The organism is Pseudomonas salicis (assembly GCF_057128705.1).
This window is the reverse complement of record NZ_JBSKHU010000004.1, coordinates 85,684-103,643: the sequence shown is the minus strand read 5'-3', so window position 1 is coordinate 103,643 and position 17,960 is coordinate 85,684. Positions and strand designations below refer to the sequence as shown.

The following is a 17,960-nucleotide window of genomic DNA, read 5'->3' as shown; positions in this document are numbered from 1 at the left end:
CGGCATTCCGACGAAACGCCGGTACAGCCGATAGACATGTGTCGCCGGACAAATCGCATCGCGAATGAATTCGCTCCCACAGGGTCCTGCCCGCAGCCTGCTATTTCAATTGATCTTCAAACGCAACCGCAACCCGCGCAAGCCGTAGCTCACCCACGGCCAGAGCAACGCGCTGACCAGCGCAGGCAACACCAACGCCAGGGTCGGCTGGCGGTTGCCGGTCAGAGCGCTGAGCCACAGTTGCACCAACTGCGCGAGGCCGAAGATCACCAGAATCACCAGGCATTGCTGCCACATCGGGAACATTCGCAAGCGTTGTTGCAACGACAGGACGAGGAAGGTGATCAGCGTCAGGATCAACGCGTTTTGCCCCAGCAACGTCCCGTAGAGTACGTCTTCAGCCAGGCCGAGCATCCACGCGGTAACCATGCCGATCTTGTGCGGCAAGGCCAGGGCCCAGAACGCCAGCAGCAACGCAAGCCACAGGGGGCGAAAGATTTCCATGAATTGCGGCAGCGGCGAAACGCTGAGCAGCAGGCCGATGGCGAAGGTCAACCAGACCACCCAGCCGTTTCGTGCAGGGGCATGACGCGCCATTAATCTTCCCTCTCATGCGTCGCCGCAGGGGCAGGCGCTGGCGTGGCCGGTCTGGTCGCAGCGGGCTTGGCGGGCGGCTTGGCCGGTGGTTTGCTCGCGGGCTTGGCCGGGGTGGCGGCTGGCGTCGCAGCGGGCGTCGTTGCAGGCGCCGCGGCCGGGGCTGACGACGTGCTGTGGCCCGTCGCAGCGGATTTCGGCACGGTCGCTGGGACAACGGGTTTGTTCGGGGTCGCGGCCGGCGCAACGCCTGGCACGGTGGCAGACGGCACGGCAGACGGATCAGCGGCCTGACGGTCCAGTGATTCCTGCTGTTGCGCAGCGTCGGCGGCGCGCTCTTCCGGCGAACGGCCATCGGAGAACACCAGCAACAGGTAACGGCTGCGGTTCAGCGCGGCGGTCGGCACGGCGCGAACGATCGCGAATGGCTGGCCGGAGTCGTGAATCACTTCCTTGACCGTCGCCACCGGGTAACCCGCCGGGAAGCGCTGACCCAGACCGGAACTCACCAGCAGGTCGCCTTCCTTGATGTCGGCGGTGTCCGCCACGTGCCGCAGCTCAAGGCGCTCCGGGTTGCCGGTGCCGCTGGCAATCGCTCGCAGGCCGTTGCGGTTCACTTGCACCGGAATACTGTGGGTGGTGTCGGTCAGCAGCAACACGCGGGAGGTGTACGGCATCAACTCGACCACCTGCCCCATCAGGCCACGGGCATCGAGCACCGGTTGACCCAGCACCACGCCGTCGCGCTCACCCTTGTTGATGATGATGCGATGGGTGAAGGGGTTAGGGTCCATGCCGATCAGCTCGGCGACCTCGACTTTTTCGTTGACCAACGCGGACGAGTTCAGCAACTCGCGCAGCCGAACGTTCTGCTCGGTCAGTGCGGCCAGCTTCTGCAGACGCCCCTGGAGCAGCAGGTTTTCAGTCTTGAGTTTTTCGTTTTCGGCAGCGAGTTCGGTGCGGCTGCCAAACTGGCTGGCAACGCCTTGATACAAACGTTCAGGCAGGTCGGCGATCCAGTAGGACTGCATCAGCACCAGCGACATCTGGCTGCGAACAGGTTTGAGCAGGGTGAAACGCGCGTCCACAACCATGACGGCCACGGAGAGGACGACCAGCACCAACAGACGAACGCCCAGCGACGGGCCCTTTGAGAAAAGCGGTTTAATGGGCCGCTCCTTCCAGGGATGCTTGTGTTTGGCTGTGCTTATTCATGCGACATGAAACCGGCCTGGTGCGGATTGACGGAAAGAAGGTGTGCCAGCCTTGCAGCGTCAAGAGAAGACGTCAACAGGTCAGGCACAAACGGGCAGCGCCGGAAGCGCCACCCGTTCGACAGCATGGAGCCATCCGGCGAGTTATTCGCTGGAGAGCAGGTCCATGGTGTGCTTGTCCATCATTTCCAGCGCACGACCACCGCCACGAGCGACGCAGGTCAGCGGGTCTTCGGCGACGATCACCGGCAGACCGGTTTCCTGGGCCAGCAGCTTGTCCAGGTCACGCAGCAAGGCGCCACCACCGGTCAGCACCAGACCACGCTCGGCGATGTCCGATGCCAGTTCCGGAGGGGATTGCTCCAGCGCGCTTTTCACGGCCTGAACGATGGTTGCCAGGGATTCCTGCAACGCTTCCAGCACTTCGTTGGAGTTCAGGGTGAAGGCACGTGGGACACCTTCCGCCAGGTTACGGCCGCGTACGTCGACTTCACGCACTTCGCCACCTGGGTAGGCGGTACCGATTTCCTGTTTGATGCGCTCTGCGGTGGATTCACCGATCAGGCTGCCGTAGTTACGGCGCACGTAAGTGATGATCGCTTCGTCGAAACGGTCGCCGCCCACACGTACGGATTCGGCGTAAACCACACCGTTGAGCGAGATCAGGGCGATTTCAGTGGTACCACCACCGATGTCGACGACCATCGAGCCACGGGCTTCTTCGACCGGCAGGCCGGCACCGATGGCAGCGGCCATTGGCTCTTCGATCAGGAACACTTCACGTGCACCGGCGCCCAGGGCCGACTCGCGAATGGCGCGACGCTCAACCTGGGTGGATTTGCACGGAACGCAGATCAGCACACGAGGGCTAGGCTGCAGGAAGCTGTTTTCGTGAACCTTGTTGATGAAATACTGGAGCATCTTTTCGCACACGCTGAAATCGGCGATCACGCCGTCTTTCATCGGACGAATGGCAGCGATGTTACCCGGGGTACGGCCCAGCATACGCTTGGCTTCCATCCCGACAGCAACGACGCTCTTCTGATTTCCGTGGGTCCGAATGGCCACAACCGATGGCTCGTTCAGGACAATACCGCGCTCACGCACGTAAATAAGGGTGTTGGCAGTGCCCAGGTCAATGGAAAGATCGCTGGAAAACATGCCACGCAGTTTCTTGAACATGGGAAAGGGACCCTAGGGAACGCGTGGGTAAAAAAGTGCGGCAAACTCTAACAACGACAGGGATTTTGGGCAAGGAGCCAATATGCTAAATTGGCTGTTTTTCCGAGCACTACCCTCGACGATCGCGGCCCTTTGACCGTCTTAATCGCGTAGTGTTCCGCAATCTGACGTACGGTCAAGTCCGTACGCATTCCACTGGAGAACCCCCATGGCGCTTGATCGCTCCGACGTGGAAAAAATCGCTCATCTGGCCCGACTGGGTCTCAATGACGCCGATATCCCGCGTACTACCGAAGCACTGAACAGCATTCTCGGGCTGGTCGACCAGATGCAGGCGGTCGACACCACCGGTATCGAACCCCTCGCGCATCCGCTTGAAGCCTCGCAACGCCTGCGTGAAGACGTGGTCAGCGAGACCAATCATCGCGATTCCTATCAAGCCATCGCACCAGCGGTCGAAGACGGCCTTTATCTGGTTCCGAAAGTCATCGACTAAGGGAATGAGCCTGCAATGCATCAAATGACTCTGGCAGAGATCGCTCGCGGTCTGGCCGACAAAAAGTTTTCTTCCGAAGAATTGACCCGCTCCCTGCTGGCGCGCATCGCCCAGTTGGACCCGCAGCTCAATAGCTTCATCTCGGTCACCGAAGACCTGGCCATCACTCAGGCCCAGGCCGCCGACGCCCGTCGCGCCGCTGGCGAAACCGGCGCGCTGCTGGGCGCCCCGCTGGCGCACAAGGACCTGTTCTGCACCAAGGGCATCCGCACCAGCTGCGCCTCCAAGATGCTCGACAACTTCAAGGCCCCGTACGACGCCACCATCGTCGCCAAGCTGGCCGCTGCCGGCACCGTGACCCTGGGCAAGACCAACATGGACGAATTCGCCATGGGTTCGGCCAACGAGTCCAGCCACTACGGCGCGGTGAAGAACCCGTGGAACCTTGAGCACGTACCGGGCGGCTCGTCCGGCGGTTCGGCCGCTGCGGTGGCCGCTCGTCTGTTGCCCGCCGCGACCGGCACCGACACCGGCGGCTCGATTCGCCAACCGGCTGCATTGACCAACCTCACCGGCCTGAAACCGACCTACGGTCGCGTCTCGCGCTGGGGCATGATCGCCTACGCGTCGAGCCTGGATCAGGCCGGCCCCATGGCGCGCACCGCCGAAGACTGCGCCCTGCTGCTGCAAGGCATGGCCGGTTTCGACATCAATGACTCCACCAGCATCGACGAGCCGGTCCCGGACTACAGTGCCAGCCTCAATGGCTCGCTGCAGGGCCTGCGCATTGGCGTGCCGAAGGAGTACTTCAGCGCGGGTCTGGACCCACGCATCGCCGATCTGGTCATGGCCAGCGTCGAAGAGCTGAAAAAGCTCGGCGCCGTGGTCAAGGAAGTCAGCCTGCCGAACCTGCAACACGCGATCCCTGCTTATTATGTGATCGCACCGGCAGAAGCCTCCTCCAACCTGTCGCGCTTCGACGGCGTGCGCTTCGGCTATCGCTGCGAAGACCCGAAAGACCTCACCGACCTGTACAAGCGCTCCCGTGGTGAAGGCTTCGGCCCTGAAGTGCAGCGCCGCATCATGGTCGGCGCCTACGCGCTGTCCGCCGGTTACTACGACGCCTACTACCTGCAAGCGCAGAAGATCCGTCGCCTGATCAAGAACGACTTCATGAACGCGTTCAAGGACGTCGACGTCATTCTGGGCCCGACCACGCCGAACCCGGCCTGGAAGATCGGCGCCAAGAACGCCGACCCGATCGCCGAGTACCTGGAAGACTTCTACACCATCACCGCCAACCTCGCGGGCCTGCCGGGCCTGTCGATGCCAGCCGGTTTCGCCGACGGCTTGCCGGTGGGCGTGCAACTGCTCGCGCCGTACTTCCAGGAAGGCCGCCTGCTCAACGTCGCTCACCAGTACCAATTGGTTACCGACTGGCACACTCGCTCGCCTGAAGGCTTCTAAGGAGAAAACGCATGCAATGGGAAGTCGTCATCGGGCTGGAGATTCACACCCAGCTCACCACCCAATCGAAGATTTTCTCCGGTAGCGCCACCACGTTCGGCTCCGAGCCCAACACTCAGGCCAGCCTCGTCGACCTGGGCATGCCCGGCACGCTGCCGGTGCTGAACAAGGAAGCCGTGCAGATGGCGGTCAAGTTCGGCCTGGCCATCGACGCCGAGATCGGCCAGCACAACGTGTTCGCCCGCAAGAACTACTTCTACCCGGACCTGCCCAAGGGCTACCAGATCAGCCAGATGGAGCTGCCGATCGTCGGCAAGGGCCACCTGGACATCACTCTGGAAGACGGCACCATCAAGCGCATCGGCGTGACCCGTGCCCACCTTGAAGAAGACGCCGGCAAGAGCCTGCACGAAGACTTCAGCGGCATGACCGGCATCGACCTGAACCGCGCCGGCACCCCGCTGCTGGAAATCGTTTCCGAACCGGACATGCGTTCGGCCAAGGAAGCGGTGGCCTACGTCAAGGCGATGCACGCGCTGGTCCGCTACCTGGGCATCTGCGACGGCAACATGGCCGAAGGCTCGCTGCGTTGCGACTGCAACGTGTCGATTCGTCCGGTCGGCCAGGTCGAGTTCGGCACCCGCTGCGAGATCAAGAACGTCAACTCGTTCCGCTTCATCGAGAAGGCGATCAACAGCGAGATCCAGCGCCAGATCGACCTGATCGAAGACGGCGGCAAGGTCATTCAGCAAACCCGCCTGTACGACCCGAACACCAACGAAACCCGCGCCATGCGCAGCAAGGAAGAAGCCAACGACTACCGTTACTTCCCGGACCCTGACCTGCTGCCGGTGATCATCGAGGATTCGTTCCTCGAACAGACCCGCGCCACCCTGCCGGAGCTGCCGCCGCAAAAACGCGAGCGCTTCCAGTCGCAGTTCGGCCTGTCGCTGTACGACGCCAGCGTGCTGGCCTCCAGCCGCGAGCAGGCGGACTACTTCGAGAAAGTGGTGAGCATTGCTGGCGACGCCAAGCTGGCCGCCAACTGGGTCATGGTCGAGCTGGGTTCGCTGCTCAACAAGCAAGGCGTGGAGATCGACGAATCGCCGGTCAGCGCCGAGCAACTGGGCGGCATGCTGCAGCGCATCACCGACAACACCATCTCGGGCAAGATCGCCAAGATGGTCTTCGAGGCGATGGCCAATGGTGAAGGCAGCGCCGACGAGATCATCGAGAAGCGCGGTCTGAAGCAAGTGACCGACAGCGGCGCCATCGAGTCGATTCTCGATGACATGCTGGCCGCCAACGCCGAGCAGGTCGAACAGTACCGCGCGGCCGATGAAGCCAAACGCGGCAAGATGTTCGGCTTCTTCGTCGGCCAGGCCATGAAAGCGTCGAAAGGCAAGGCCAACCCGGGTCAGGTCAACGAGCTGCTCAAACGCAAGCTGGAAGGTTGATGCAAAGGCGCTGATCCGGAACTTTCGACATCAGGGCCGGCCAAATCGCGAGCAAGCTCACTCCTACAATGGAATACGTTGCCCTTGTAGGAGTGAGCTTGCTCGCGATGACGTTTGAGTGTTCTCACGCTTTGCGTGGGAGCACATTTCAGGACGCTTTGCGTCCATTTCTGTGACGCGGAGCGTCACGAGCTGCATTTCCACGCAAAGCGTGGGGACGATCAGGACTGAAGGATTGCGAACCATGTGGCGGCTCCTCAGCGCTTGCGCGCTGCTCTCCCTGCTGGCCGGTTGTGCCAGCGAAGGCGTCATCGATCCCCACGGCTATAACGCCACCGGCGGAGCCTCGTATTACGGCTCGCGCCACCAAGGCAAGCGCACCGCCAGCGGTGAACGCTTCGACCAGAATTCCCTGACCGCCGCGCACCGCCAACTGCCGTTCGGCACCCGCGTGCAAGTCACCAACCTCGACAACGACCGCAAGGTCATCGTCCGCATCAACGATCGCGGGCCGCATACCCGTGGCCGATTGATCGACGTATCGCGCGCTGCCGCTGAACAATTGGGTATGCTGCGCAGCGGAACCGCCCAAGTGCGGGTGCAAGCCCTCGACGACTGACTCAGTGGTGCCCTGAATTCTCGCGCTCTCGACCCTGCCACTGCCCACGCTGATCGAACTGATCGGTGGCCTGCTGATGATGATCGTCGGCGCCGAACTGTCGGTGCGCGCGGCGGTGGCCCTGGCTGCCTTGCTAAAAACCCGGCCGCTGTTTCTCGGCCTCACCGTCGTCGCCCTCGGCAGCAGCGCGCCGCAAATGGCCGTAGGCTTGCAAGCTGCGCTGACTGACAGCACCGACATCGCGGTGGGCAGCGTCATCGGCAGCAATATCTTCAACATTCTGGTGACCCTCGGCCTGTCAGCGTTGATCATCCCGTTGCGGGTGGCGCGGCAGTTGGTGCGCGTGGACCTGCCGCTGATGATCGGCGCCACGGCGTTGGTTGCCGGGCTGGCGTGGAATGGGGTGTTGAGCGGGCTGGATGGCGTAGTGCTGTTGATCGCCATGGCCGGTTATCTGGTCGTGGTCGTGCGCCAGTTCGCCCACGGCGCCCGGCATTTCAACCCCACTGACGAAACACCAAAACGCAAAGTCTGGCCGATCCTTGGCCGCCTGGCGGTGATGTCCTGCGGGTTGGCCTTGATGATCTTTGGCAGTCATTTGCTGGTGGGCGCGGCCGTCGTTGTCGCCCAGGACCTGGGATTGTCGGAACGGGTGATCGGCCTGACCGTGATCGCCGTCGCCACGTCCCTCCCCGCCTTGATGACTTCACTGATCGCAGCGCTGCGTGGCGAACGTGACATCGCGGTGGGCAACATCATTGGCAGCAACCTGTTCAACCTGCTGGGCGTGCTGGGGATCACCTCGCTGATCGCCTCGACGCCGTTGTCGATCTCACCGAACGCACTGGACTTCGACCTGCCCGTGATGCTCGGCGTCGCGGTCCTGTGCCTGCCGCTGTTCTACTCCGGTTATCGCATCACCCGGCTGGAAGGCCTATTGCTGTTGGTGCTTTACGCGGTGTACGGGCTGCACATCGTGTCGTTCACCACCGGTATGCCGCTGGCGGATCGGCTCGAACGGCTGATGATTCATTACGCGTTGCCGGTGTTGGGCATGGCGGTATTGTTCAGCACGGTTCGCGCATGGCGTCGACAACACTGAGGGAAACGCCTGCACGTCTGCGGTCAGATCCATCCGCCCCACTGCAAAATGAAGATCCCGAGGTTGGTCGTCACCGCTGCTGCCAAGGTGGTCATGACGATGATCGACGCCGCCAGCTCATGATTGCCCTCAGCCGCGCGTGCCATGACGAAGCTGACGGAGGCCGTGGGCGCGCCGAAGTAAAGAAACAGAATCCCCAGTTCTGCGTGACGAAAGCCCAGCAGCCATGCGCCAGCGGTGCAGATCAGTGGCAACCACACCATTTTCATCAGGCCCGCGCTGACCGCCAGGCCGCCGCTCTCGCGCAACGATTTCAGCGACAAAGTCCCCCCGATGCACATCAACGCCAGCGGCAAGGTCATCTGCGCCAGGTAGCTGCCGGAGGTGTCGAGCCATTTCGGCAAGCTGATGCCGAAGTACGCGAAGGGGGTCGCGGCAATGATGCTGATGATCAGCGGGTTGGCGAAAACGCTTTTGCAGATGCTCCACGGGTCGGATTTGATCACCGGGCTGTAGACCGCCAGCACTACGGTCGAGAGCGTGTTGTAGAAAAGGATGACCAGCGCGGCGAGGATCGCGCCCAATGAGATGCCGTAATCGCCGTACATGCTGGCGGCCAGCGCGAGGCCGATCACACCGTTGTTACCGCGAAACGCCCCTTGCACGTAAATGCCGCGCTCGATGAAGGGTACGCGATAGATCGCCCAGCCCCAGACCAGCGCGAAACCCACCAGCGTGGCGACGATGAAGTAGATCAAGACGCCCGGTTGCAGCGCCGCGTGCAGGTCCGCGTGGATAATGCCGAGGAACAGCAACGCGGGCATGGTGCAGTTGAACACCAGCGAAGACGCAGTGTGAATGAAGCCGTCGTTGATCCAGTCGATCCGCTTGAGCAACACGCCGAGAAACAGCATGGCGAAGACCGGTGCGGTGATGTTCAGGGTTTCCCAAAAAATTGCCAGCATGCACACCAAACCCTGAGATGTCGTTAGGTGGCTAATGATAGGCGAGTGGCGAGCTAAGTGTTACCGGGAAATGCGTAGAGGTCGTACAACTGCCAATTTCTGCTTGGCTTTACGAAAAACTCATATGCGCCACGGACCTGTAGGAGTGAGCTTGCTCGCGATAGCAGTCTGTCTGTGCCTTATGTAGTGGCTGACACTGAGCCATCGCGAACAAGCTCACTCCTACAGGAAAGATGGCTAGACGAGAACTGATGGCTGCAATTTTTTCTCAAACACCGACACCCCGTCCAGATCCCGCAGCGTCACGGTCATCTCGCCGCTCTGCCCGTCGATGTTCACTTCGCCGAAAAACTGAAACCCGGCGAAGGGCGAGGTGTTCTGCGCAGGCGGGGCTTTCTGAAACACCAGCTCGGGGCCGAAGGTTTTGTCCAGCGTGTTCGGCCCGAAACTCCCGGCATTCAGGGGTCCGGCGACGAATTCCCAAAACGGGTCGAAGTCCTGAAACACGGCCTGATCCGGGTGATAGTGATGGGCCGCGCAGTAATGCACGTCGGCGGTCAGCCACACCGTATTGCGGACCTTCTGCTGACGCAGGAACCCCAGCAGTTCGGCGACCTCCAGCTCACGCCCTTTCGGCGCGCCGTTGTCAGTGTTGGCAATCGCCTCCCAGCGCATGACGCCTGGGCTGACCTCGCCGTCCGGCACACCGAGACCGATGGGCATGTCCGCCGCGATCACCTTCCACTGCGCGTTCGACGCCTGCAATTCGCGCTTGAGCCAGTCCAATTGCTGGCGCCCCAAAAATGCCGTGGTCGACCCCGGTTTGTCGGCCAGGTTGGCGTCGTTGCCGTCGCGGTAGCTGCGCATGTCGAGGACGAACACGTCGAGCATCGGCCCGTAACTGAGCTTGCGATACACTCGCCCGCCATTGTCGGCACTCTGCAAACGCATCGGCGCGTATTCCAGAAACGCCTGACGTCCGCGTGAAGCCAGCAATTGAATGTCTTTGACTTTATAGCGCTCGTCGAGCTGTTTGCTTGGCGACCAGTTGTTGGTGACTTCGTGGTCGTCCCACTGCCAGATTTGCGGCACTTCGGCGTTGAAGCGGCGCAGGTTCTCGTCCATCAAGTTGTAGCGATAGGCGCCGCGGTATTCGTCAAGGGTCTCGGCGACCTTGCTCTTGGCTTCGGTGGTGAGGTTGCGCCAGATGCGCCCGCCTTCCGTGACCACCTCGGCGGGCACCGGGCCGTCGGCATAAATGGTATCGCCGCTGTGGATGAAGAAGTCTGGTAGACGCAGGCGCATCGCTTCGTAGATGCGCATGCCGCCGATGTCCGGATTGATGCCGAAACCCTGCCCCACGGTGTCGCCGCTCCAGACGAAACGGATGTCACGGCGGGTCTGCGGCATGCTCCGCAGGTGACCGAACCACGGCTCGCTGGCGACACCGGTTTGCGCGTCTTCGAAGAACACGCGGTAGAAAATGGCTTGATCGGTGGGCAGGCCGGTCAGTTCGACACGGGCGGTGAAGTCGGTGCGCTGATCAGCCAGCAGTGAGACGGCGCGACGCGGATTAGCGAACATGCTGCGGGTGTCCCACTCCACGACCATGCGCGAAGGGCGGTCGCTGCGGCTCCAGACCATCGCGCGATCACCCATCAGATCGCCAGACTGCACGCCGTCAGTCATCTTCGGGCGATCCTTGACCGAGGCAATGACCGCCGGGGCCAAGCCCGGCAAGAGCAATCCGGCGCCAGCGGCTTGAATGATGCGTCGGCGTGTCAGGTCGAACTGAGTCATGTTTCATCCCTCTCCAGCGAATGCCAAAGACAGGAACCTAACAACCGAATGTTGGGTGAATATTACAGATGACACAGAACCTGTAGGAGTGAGCTTGCTCGCGATTGCTGGCTGCCGGTCACCACATGTGGCATAGGCAGGCGGCTATCGCGAGCAAGCTCACTCCTACAATGGTATTCAGCGCTTGTGAATCAAGCGCCAGCAGGCACCGCATCCAGTTCCACCACTTCGGGCCGTTTCAACACGGCATACAACACGCCCGTCACTACGCTGCCGACCACAATCGCCAGCAGGTACAGCAACGCATGGTTGATCGCATTCGGAATCAGCAGCACGAACAACCCGCCATGGGGCGCCATGAGTTTGCAGCCGAAAAACATCGACAACGCCCCGGTCAGTGCGCCACCGACGATGCTCGCCGGGATCACCCGCAGCGGGTCTTTGGCGGCGAAGGGAATGGCGCCTTCGGAGATGAAGCACAGCCCCAGCACAAACGCTGCCTTGCCCGCTTCGCGCTCGCTTTGGGCGAATTTGTGACGGGCGATGAGGCTGGCGATGCCCATGCCGATCGGCGGCACCATGCCTGCGGCCATCGCTGCGGCCATCGGCGCGTAGCTCTGGGATGCCAGCAGCCCCACCGAAAACGCATAAGACGCCTTGTTGATCGGCCCGCCGAGGTCTACGCACATCATGGCGCCCAGCAACACGCCCAGCAGAATCGCGTTGGTGGTGCCCATGCTGTCGAGGAAGTGCGTCAGCCCTTCGAGCATGCCCGCCACCGGCTTGCCGACCACGTAGATCATCACCAGCCCCGTCACCAGACTGGCCAGCAGCGGAATGATCAGGATCGGCTTCAACGCCTCGACGCTGGCGGGCAGCCTTGCATAACGATTGATCGCCGCAGCGGTGTACCCGGCGATGAAGCCCGCGATGATGCCGCCGATGAAACCCGCGCCCAAGGTGCTGGCTAGCAGCCCGCCGATCATGCCCGGCGCCAGACCCGGCCGATCCGCGATGGAATAGGCGATGTAACCCGCCAGCAGAGGCACCATCAGCTTGAACGCCGCATCACCGCCGATCTGCATCAACGCAGCGGCCAGCGTGCCTTGTTCCTTGAACGCCGTGATACCGAACACGAACGACAGCGCGATCAGCAAACCGCCCGCCACCACCATCGGCAGCATGAACGACACGCCTGTCAGCAGGTGTTTGTAGACACCGGTTTTCTCTTTTTTGGCAGGGGCTTTCGAGGTCGACGCAGAAGACTCGATTTCGGCTTCAGCCAAGGCTTTTTTTAGCGTCGCCTCGGACTGCTTGAGCGCGATGCCGGTGCCGCAGCGGTAGATTCGTTTGCCTGCGAAACGCTCGGTGGCCACTTCGATATCGGCCGCCAGCAACACCACGTCGGCCTCGGCAATCGCCTGAGCGCTTAACGGATTGCGCGCACCGACCGAGCCTTGGGTTTCCACTTGCAGGTCGTAGCCCAGTTTTTTCGCCGCCTGCTGAATGGCCTCGGCGGCCATGAAGGTGTGGGCAACGCCGGTCGGGCAAGCGGTCACCGCCACCAGTGTCGGGATTTTGCCCGAGCTGGCAGCGGCGACAGACTCGACGCGCTCGCTGGGCACATACACCTTCGCCAGTTCCTGGGCTGAATGCATGAAACCGTCGATGTCCTGCAACGCTCGGGAGGGCGTCGACTGATGCAGACGCTTGCCCGCAAACCGGCTCAAATCCAGAGGGCCGGTGTTGACGACCAACACCCAGTCGGCGCTTTGGATCTGATCAGCGGTGAGCTGTTTTTCAGGGTGACGCGGGTCGTGCACTTCGACACACGTCGTCCAGCCCTGACGCTGCGCCGCTGCATCGAGCAGACGGGCGCTGAGGACGCTGCTGATCTTGCCGTTCGGGCAGGCCGTGACAATGGCTAACTTCATCACTCTTCCTCTTTTCTTGTTCTGTCGAGGTAATTCGCCATGGCGCGAACGTTGACCCCGCCTTCCAGCCGTTTGAGTTGCACGGTGTCCGTGATACCGAACCCGATCTGGGTCACCGCCATCGCGGCAATCGCCGTCGCCGTGCGCAACGTCCGCTCGGGCGCGTGGCCGCTCAACAGACCGTGAACCATGCCCGCCAACAGCGAATCCCCCGCCCCGACCGTACTGGCAACCGTGACCTTCGGCGGCATCGCTTGCAACGCCACATCGGCGCTGAACCAGTGCACACCTTCCGAGCCTTGGGAAATCACCACATGCTCAATGCCGCGCTGCCGCAAGGCTTCGGCAGCCTCGGCTTGCGCGGCGATGGAAATGATCGGTGCATCCAGCGCGTCGGCCAGCTCTTCGGTGTTGGGCTTGATCAGCCACGGTGACGCCTCAAGGCCTGCACGCAAGGCTTCGCCGCTCGTGTCCAGAGCAACCTTCAGACCCTTTTTTTTGAGCATCACCAGCAAGGCTTTCAGCCACTGCGCATCGACGCCACGGGGCAGACTGCCCGCCACGATCACGGCATCAAAGTCGCTGGCGATCTGGTCGACGCGGGCCGCGAGCGCCTGTTGCGCCTGGACGCTGACTTCAGGTCCCGGCCCGTTCAAGTCAGTGATGCGCCCGCTGCTTTCGGCGAGCTTGATGTTGCTGCGGGTCTCGCCCGGCACACGCACGAACTCATCGACGAAACCGCGTTTGACGAACAGCGATTCGAACGGCAATTGATTATCGACGCCGAGAAAACCCGCGACGGTCAGTGTGTGCCCCATATCCGCCAGCACCTGTGCGACATTGAGGCCCTTGCCCGCCGCATGGGTGAGCATGCCTTCGCTGCGGTTGACCTGGCCCACCTGCAACGGACCCAACTGCACGGTCAGGTCCAGCGCCGGGTTCATGGTCAATGTCAAAATCTTCGCCATTAAAGCTTCTCCACGCACAGCCTCTCCACGAGGCCACGCACTTCAGCGGCGCTGCCGACGGCCAGCGCATGTTGCGCCAACTGCCGGGCACCGGTCAGATTCAACTCACGGACGCAGGCTTTGACTTCGCCCACACTGCGCGCCGCGACACTCAATTCATCGACGCCCAGCCCGACCAGTACCGGCACTGCCAGCGGGTCCGCTGCCAACTCGCCGCACACGCCGACCCATTTGCCATGGGCATGGGCGGCGCGAACGGTGATGTCGATCAGTTGCAGTACCGCGGGATGCAGACCATCCGCTTGGCCCGACAAGGTCGGATGACCACGGTCGATGGCCAGGGTGTACTGCGTCAGGTCGTTGGTTCCGACGCTGAAGAAGTCCACCTCTTTGGCCAGCACCGGCGCCAGCAGTGCTGCCGACGGCACTTCGATCATGATGCCCAGTTGCAAGTCGGCCACCGGGATTTCCAGGCGCAGACGCTCGGTCATGTCCCGCGCCTGACGCCACTCTTCAACCGTGCCGACCATCGGGAACATGATGCGCAACGGACGGTTGTCGGCGGCACGCAGCAAGGCGCGAAGCTGGCCTTCCATCACGTCAGGACGCTGCAAGGTCAGACGAATGCCGCGCACGCCGAGGAATGGGTTTTCTTCCTTGTCGATTGGCCAGTACGGCAGGGGTTTATCGCCACCGACGTCGAGGGTACGAACCACCAATGGGCGGCCTTTGAGGTCGTCAAGCACGCGACGGTATTCGGCTTCCTGAGTGGCTTCGTCCGGCGCGGAGCTGTGGGCCATGAACAGCAATTCGGTGCGCAACAGGCCGATGCCTTCGGCGCCCTGCTCTACCGCAGCGGGCGTACCGGCGCTGTCGCCAATGTTGGCGAACACCTCGACCGCGTGGCCGTCCTGGGTGATTGCAGGCTCCATGCGCAACGCGGCAGCGGCTTTCAGACGTGTCTCGCGGGTGTCGCGGTCAAGCAAGGCGCGCTGCAAAGTTGCCTCGTCCGGCGCCACATCAAGGCGTCCGCGCTGACCGTCGATCAGCAAAACGGTGCCGGATTTGATCAGCAACACCGCTTCCCCGGCACCGACCAGCGCCGGAATACCCAATGCGCGAGCGACGATGGCGCTGTGGGCCGTGGCTCCCCCGCGCGCCGTGAGAATCCCGGCGACGCGCGCGGGATCGAGCCGCGCCACGTCGGACGGGCCGACTTCATCCATCACCAGAATGTAGGGTTCGTGCGGTTCAACCAGATCCTGCACGCCACACAGTTGCGCCAGCACGCGACGACCTACATCGCGCAGGTCCGCCGCACGTTCGGCGAGCAGCGCATCTTTGAGCTGTTCCTGCTGGCGCGCCGCCGCGTCGATCACATGCGTCCAGGCGGCAGCGGCGCTTTCACCACTTTTGAGACGCAGGGCGACCTCGTCCACCAGTTCGGGGTCGTCGAGCATTTCCTGGTGGGTGATGAAAATCTCGCGAATGGCCTTGGCGGTGCTGCGTTGGATCAGCCCTTCGATGTCGCTTCGGACCAAGCCCAACGCCGAGTGCAGACGCTCATGCTCGGCGTGATACGACTCGCCGCGCAGCGGGTAATCAAATACCGGCAACACGTGCACATGGGCAGGCCCCGTGGCGATGCCGGGGGCGGCGGGAACGGCCTGGATCTGTGAACCGGCGGAGGGGGCGCTCAGGTGTTTTTCCACCACGGCCGCAATCGGGCTCGGCGCGGACTCGGTCGGCAGCGCCTCGATCTCCTCGCCCAAGCCTTCGCGGACGGCAGCGATCAGAGCAGGCAAGGCATCGCTGGCAATGGCCGGCTCGGCAATGAACTCCAGCACCTGCCCCCGACGCACGCCGAGGCTCAGCAGTTTGCTCAGACTTTTGACCGACACAGGATTTTCGGCGCTGTCGAGAATGCGCACGCGCACCTCGCCTTCAAAATTTTTCGCCAGTTGCGCGAGGATCTTCGCCGGGCGCGCATGCAGGCCATGAGCGTTGGCAAGGGCAACACGCTCGCTCGGCCAGTCAGGCGGCACGTCACCGCCCAAGGCTTGCAGCACCGCGCGGCTGCTGGTGGCCTGACCCAATTCTTGCCCACGGCCTTCGATCAACAGCGCGCACAGCCTTTCGAGCAACGCCTGATGGGACTCACCCAGGCTGGCGAGGCAGAACAGGCCGTTCAACGGTTGCCCCAGATGACGCATGGGCTTGTCCGGCGTGACAAACGCCAGCCCCGGTTTGTTGACCATCTGCTCGCTGTGCAGCCACCAGAGGCCGTCGCCCAACGGCAGCGGCTCGACCTGTTGCAGCACGGCGGCAAAGCCGTTGTTCACGCATTCGGCACGACGCAGCAACCGCGCGCCACGCCAGACCAGCTCTTCGAAATCATCGACTGAGGCACCGAGGCTGATCATCTGTGCATCCAGCGCCAGTTCCTGCGGCGCGCCTTGCAGTAGTTTAAGCAGCGCCTCTGGACTCTTGGCCTGACGCAACGCTTCGCCCAGATCGGTCTCGCCGAGGGCACGGGTCAGGAGTTGGAGGAGACGCAAGTGTTCGTCGGACTTGGCGGCAATGCCGATGGCCAGATAGACGATCTGCCCGTCGCCCCAATCCACACCTTCCGGAAACTGCATCAAACGCACACCGGTGGCGTACACCTGATCGCGGGTTTGCGGCGTGCCGTGGGGAATCGCGATGCCCTGGCCGAGAAAGGTCGAACCCTGTTGCTCGCGGGCTTGCAGCCCTTGCAAATAACCCGGTGCGACGAGTCCGTCAGCTACGAGCAGATCAGCGAGCAATTGCAGCGCGGCAGGTTTATCCATAGCCGTTTGGCCCATGGAAATTTGCTCAACGGTCAGTTCGAGCATCGCGTTCTCCTGTGATTCTTGTTTTAGGGCCTGAGGCACGTGGATAACACGGCATCAGACCAGCGTTCTTGCACGATTACGGCAATAAATGCGCTTGCTGAATCGTTTAATCTAGATTGCCGGGCACGTTACTCGATATCTTGCGCAGATTGAAGCGCATCCTGCTGACCGGCGCAGAAAGCATTCTGAAAACGTAATCGATAATGCTCTGCTGTAATGATGACTCTGAATCGGTGAAAATCCCGACCGCATTCCGTCCGTGCCAAAGAATAAAAGGAAGGTCCGCTTGAAACTCAGTGATATTGCGCGTCTGGCCGGCGTCTCCGTCACCACCGCCAGCTACGTGATCAACGGCAAGGCCGAGCAGCAACGCATCAGCAACGCGACCGTTGAACGTGTGCGGGCGGTGGTCGAGGCCCATGGATTTCGCCCCAATCCACAGGCTGCGGGGCTGCGCAGCCGCCACACCCGCACATTGGGTTTCATTTTGCCGGACCTGGAAAACCCGAGTTACGCCCGTATCGCCAAGCAACTCGAACAAGGCGCCCGTGCCCGAGGCTATCAACTCCTGATCGCCAGTTCCGACGACGATCCCATCAGCGAGTTGCAATTGTTGCAGTTGTTTCGCGCCCGTCGTTGCGATGCCCTCTTCGTTGCCAGTTGCCTGCCTGCCAGCGATGACAGCTACCGCGACCTGCAAAAACATGGCATTCCCGTCATCGCCATCGACCGGGAAATGGACCCCGCGCATTTCTGCTCGGTGGTCAGCGACGACCACGACGCCAGCCAGCAACTGACGCGCAGCCTGCTGGAAACCCGGCCCCGGCACGTTGCCCTCATCGGCGCCCGCCCTGAACTCAGCGTCAGTAAAGCCCGTGCCAGTGGCTTCGAAGACGCACTGGAAGGCTTCAAAGGCTCGGTGATCGTCGAGCATGGCGAAGCGTTCAGTCGCGATTGCGGCCTGCACATCGCGGGCGAGATGCTTGATCGCCTCGGCTATTTTCCCGACGCGTTGATCACCACGTCCTATGTTCTGTTGCAGGGCGTTTTCGACCTTCTGCACGCGCGCCGTCTCAATCCTGATCAACTGCACCTCGGCACTTTCGGCGACACGCAACTGCTCGACTTTCTGCCGTTGCCGGTCAACGCCATGGCCCAACAGCACCAGTTGATCGCTGAAAAAGCACTGGCATTGGCCCTATCGGCCGTGGAACAGGATCTGTACGAGCCGGGCGTTCACGCCATCGTGCGCACGTTCAAACAGCGCATTCACGAGGCCTGACGTG

14 protein-coding genes are annotated in these 17,960 nt (G+C 62.1%); 6 read left to right on the top strand and 8 right to left on the bottom strand.

All coding sequences use genetic code 11. The features are described 5' to 3' along the window. Nucleotides 1-105: 105 nt before the first annotated feature. The 3 genes from mreD to mreB all read right to left on the bottom strand — a co-directional run bounded on the left by mreD (nt 106) and on the right by mreB (nt 2,990). Entirely contained in the window at nt 106-597 is a 492-nt protein-coding gene (gene mreD, locus ACWKWE_RS15265; RefSeq protein ID WP_065990112.1) for a rod shape-determining protein MreD, read from the bottom strand. Beyond that, entirely contained in the window at nt 597-1,733 is a 1,137-nt protein-coding gene (mreC, locus tag ACWKWE_RS15260) for a rod shape-determining protein MreC (protein ID WP_483851328.1), read from the bottom strand. Before mreC ends, mreD begins: the two co-directional genes overlap by 1 nt. Nucleotides 1,734-1,952: 219 nt before the next feature. Further along, complete coding sequence (gene mreB / locus ACWKWE_RS15255; RefSeq protein WP_020292894.1) at nt 1,953-2,990, bottom strand: rod shape-determining protein MreB; 1,038 nt, start codon at nt 2,988-2,990, stop codon at nt 1,953-1,955. Between the two features lie 208 nt (nt 2,991-3,198). Between mreB and gatC the strand changes: the two genes are divergently transcribed. The 5 genes from gatC (at nt 3,199) to ACWKWE_RS15230 (ending at nt 8,131) form a co-directional block, all read left to right on the top strand. Further along, nucleotides 3,199-3,486, top strand: coding sequence for an Asp-tRNA(Asn)/Glu-tRNA(Gln) amidotransferase subunit GatC (gene gatC / locus ACWKWE_RS15250; RefSeq protein WP_404637184.1), 288 nt, complete (start codon nt 3,199-3,201; stop codon nt 3,484-3,486). A 15-nt stretch (nt 3,487-3,501) separates the two neighbouring features. Continuing rightward, nucleotides 3,502-4,953, top strand: a complete 1,452-nt coding sequence (gene gatA / locus ACWKWE_RS15245; protein WP_483851020.1) for an Asp-tRNA(Asn)/Glu-tRNA(Gln) amidotransferase subunit GatA — start codon at nt 3,502-3,504, stop codon at nt 4,951-4,953. 11 nt (nt 4,954-4,964) lie between these two features. Then, nucleotides 4,965-6,410 (top strand): Asp-tRNA(Asn)/Glu-tRNA(Gln) amidotransferase subunit GatB, encoded by a 1,446-nt coding sequence (gatB, locus tag ACWKWE_RS15240; protein ID WP_483851019.1) that lies wholly within the window; start codon nt 4,965-4,967, stop codon nt 6,408-6,410. Nucleotides 6,411-6,654: 244 nt separating this feature from the next. Continuing rightward, complete coding sequence (locus tag ACWKWE_RS15235) at nt 6,655-7,029, top strand: septal ring lytic transglycosylase RlpA family protein (protein ID WP_166593723.1); 375 nt, start codon at nt 6,655-6,657, stop codon at nt 7,027-7,029. A 49-nt stretch (nt 7,030-7,078) separates the two neighbouring features. Continuing rightward, on the top strand, nt 7,079-8,131 hold the full coding sequence (locus tag ACWKWE_RS15230; protein WP_483851327.1) for a calcium/sodium antiporter: 1,053 nt from the start codon (nt 7,079-7,081) through the stop codon (nt 8,129-8,131). A gap of 23 nt (nt 8,132-8,154) precedes the next feature. On the opposite strand, the gene ACWKWE_RS15225 is transcribed toward ACWKWE_RS15230, so the two are convergent. The 5 genes from ACWKWE_RS15225 to ptsP form a co-directional block, all read right to left on the bottom strand. Continuing rightward, nucleotides 8,155-9,096, bottom strand: coding sequence for an AEC family transporter (locus ACWKWE_RS15225; RefSeq protein WP_483851018.1), 942 nt, complete (start codon nt 9,094-9,096; stop codon nt 8,155-8,157). Between the two features lie 237 nt (nt 9,097-9,333). Further along, nucleotides 9,334-10,896: an alkaline phosphatase D family protein gene (locus ACWKWE_RS15220; RefSeq protein ID WP_483851017.1), complete on the bottom strand. Its 1,563-nt coding sequence runs from the start codon at nt 10,894-10,896 to the stop codon at nt 9,334-9,336. A 191-nt stretch (nt 10,897-11,087) separates the two neighbouring features. After that, nucleotides 11,088-12,830: a PTS fructose-like transporter subunit IIB gene (locus ACWKWE_RS15215; protein WP_166593726.1), complete on the bottom strand. Its 1,743-nt coding sequence runs from the start codon at nt 12,828-12,830 to the stop codon at nt 11,088-11,090. Then, nucleotides 12,830-13,798, bottom strand: a complete 969-nt coding sequence (gene pfkB, locus ACWKWE_RS15210) for a 1-phosphofructokinase (protein WP_483851016.1) — start codon at nt 13,796-13,798, stop codon at nt 12,830-12,832. The genes ACWKWE_RS15215 and pfkB overlap by 1 nt, the downstream gene beginning before the upstream one ends. Next, complete coding sequence (gene ptsP / locus ACWKWE_RS15205) at nt 13,798-16,674, bottom strand: phosphoenolpyruvate--protein phosphotransferase (RefSeq protein WP_483851015.1); 2,877 nt, start codon at nt 16,672-16,674, stop codon at nt 13,798-13,800. The genes pfkB and ptsP overlap by 1 nt, the downstream gene beginning before the upstream one ends. 286 nt (nt 16,675-16,960) lie before the next feature. Here ptsP and cra point away from each other — a divergent pair, with 286 nt between their 5' ends. Beyond that, a complete protein-coding gene (gene cra / locus ACWKWE_RS15200) occupies nt 16,961-17,956 on the top strand; it encodes a catabolite repressor/activator (RefSeq protein WP_166593729.1) in 996 nt (331 codons plus the stop codon). The last annotated feature ends 4 nt before the right edge of the window (nt 17,957-17,960 follow it).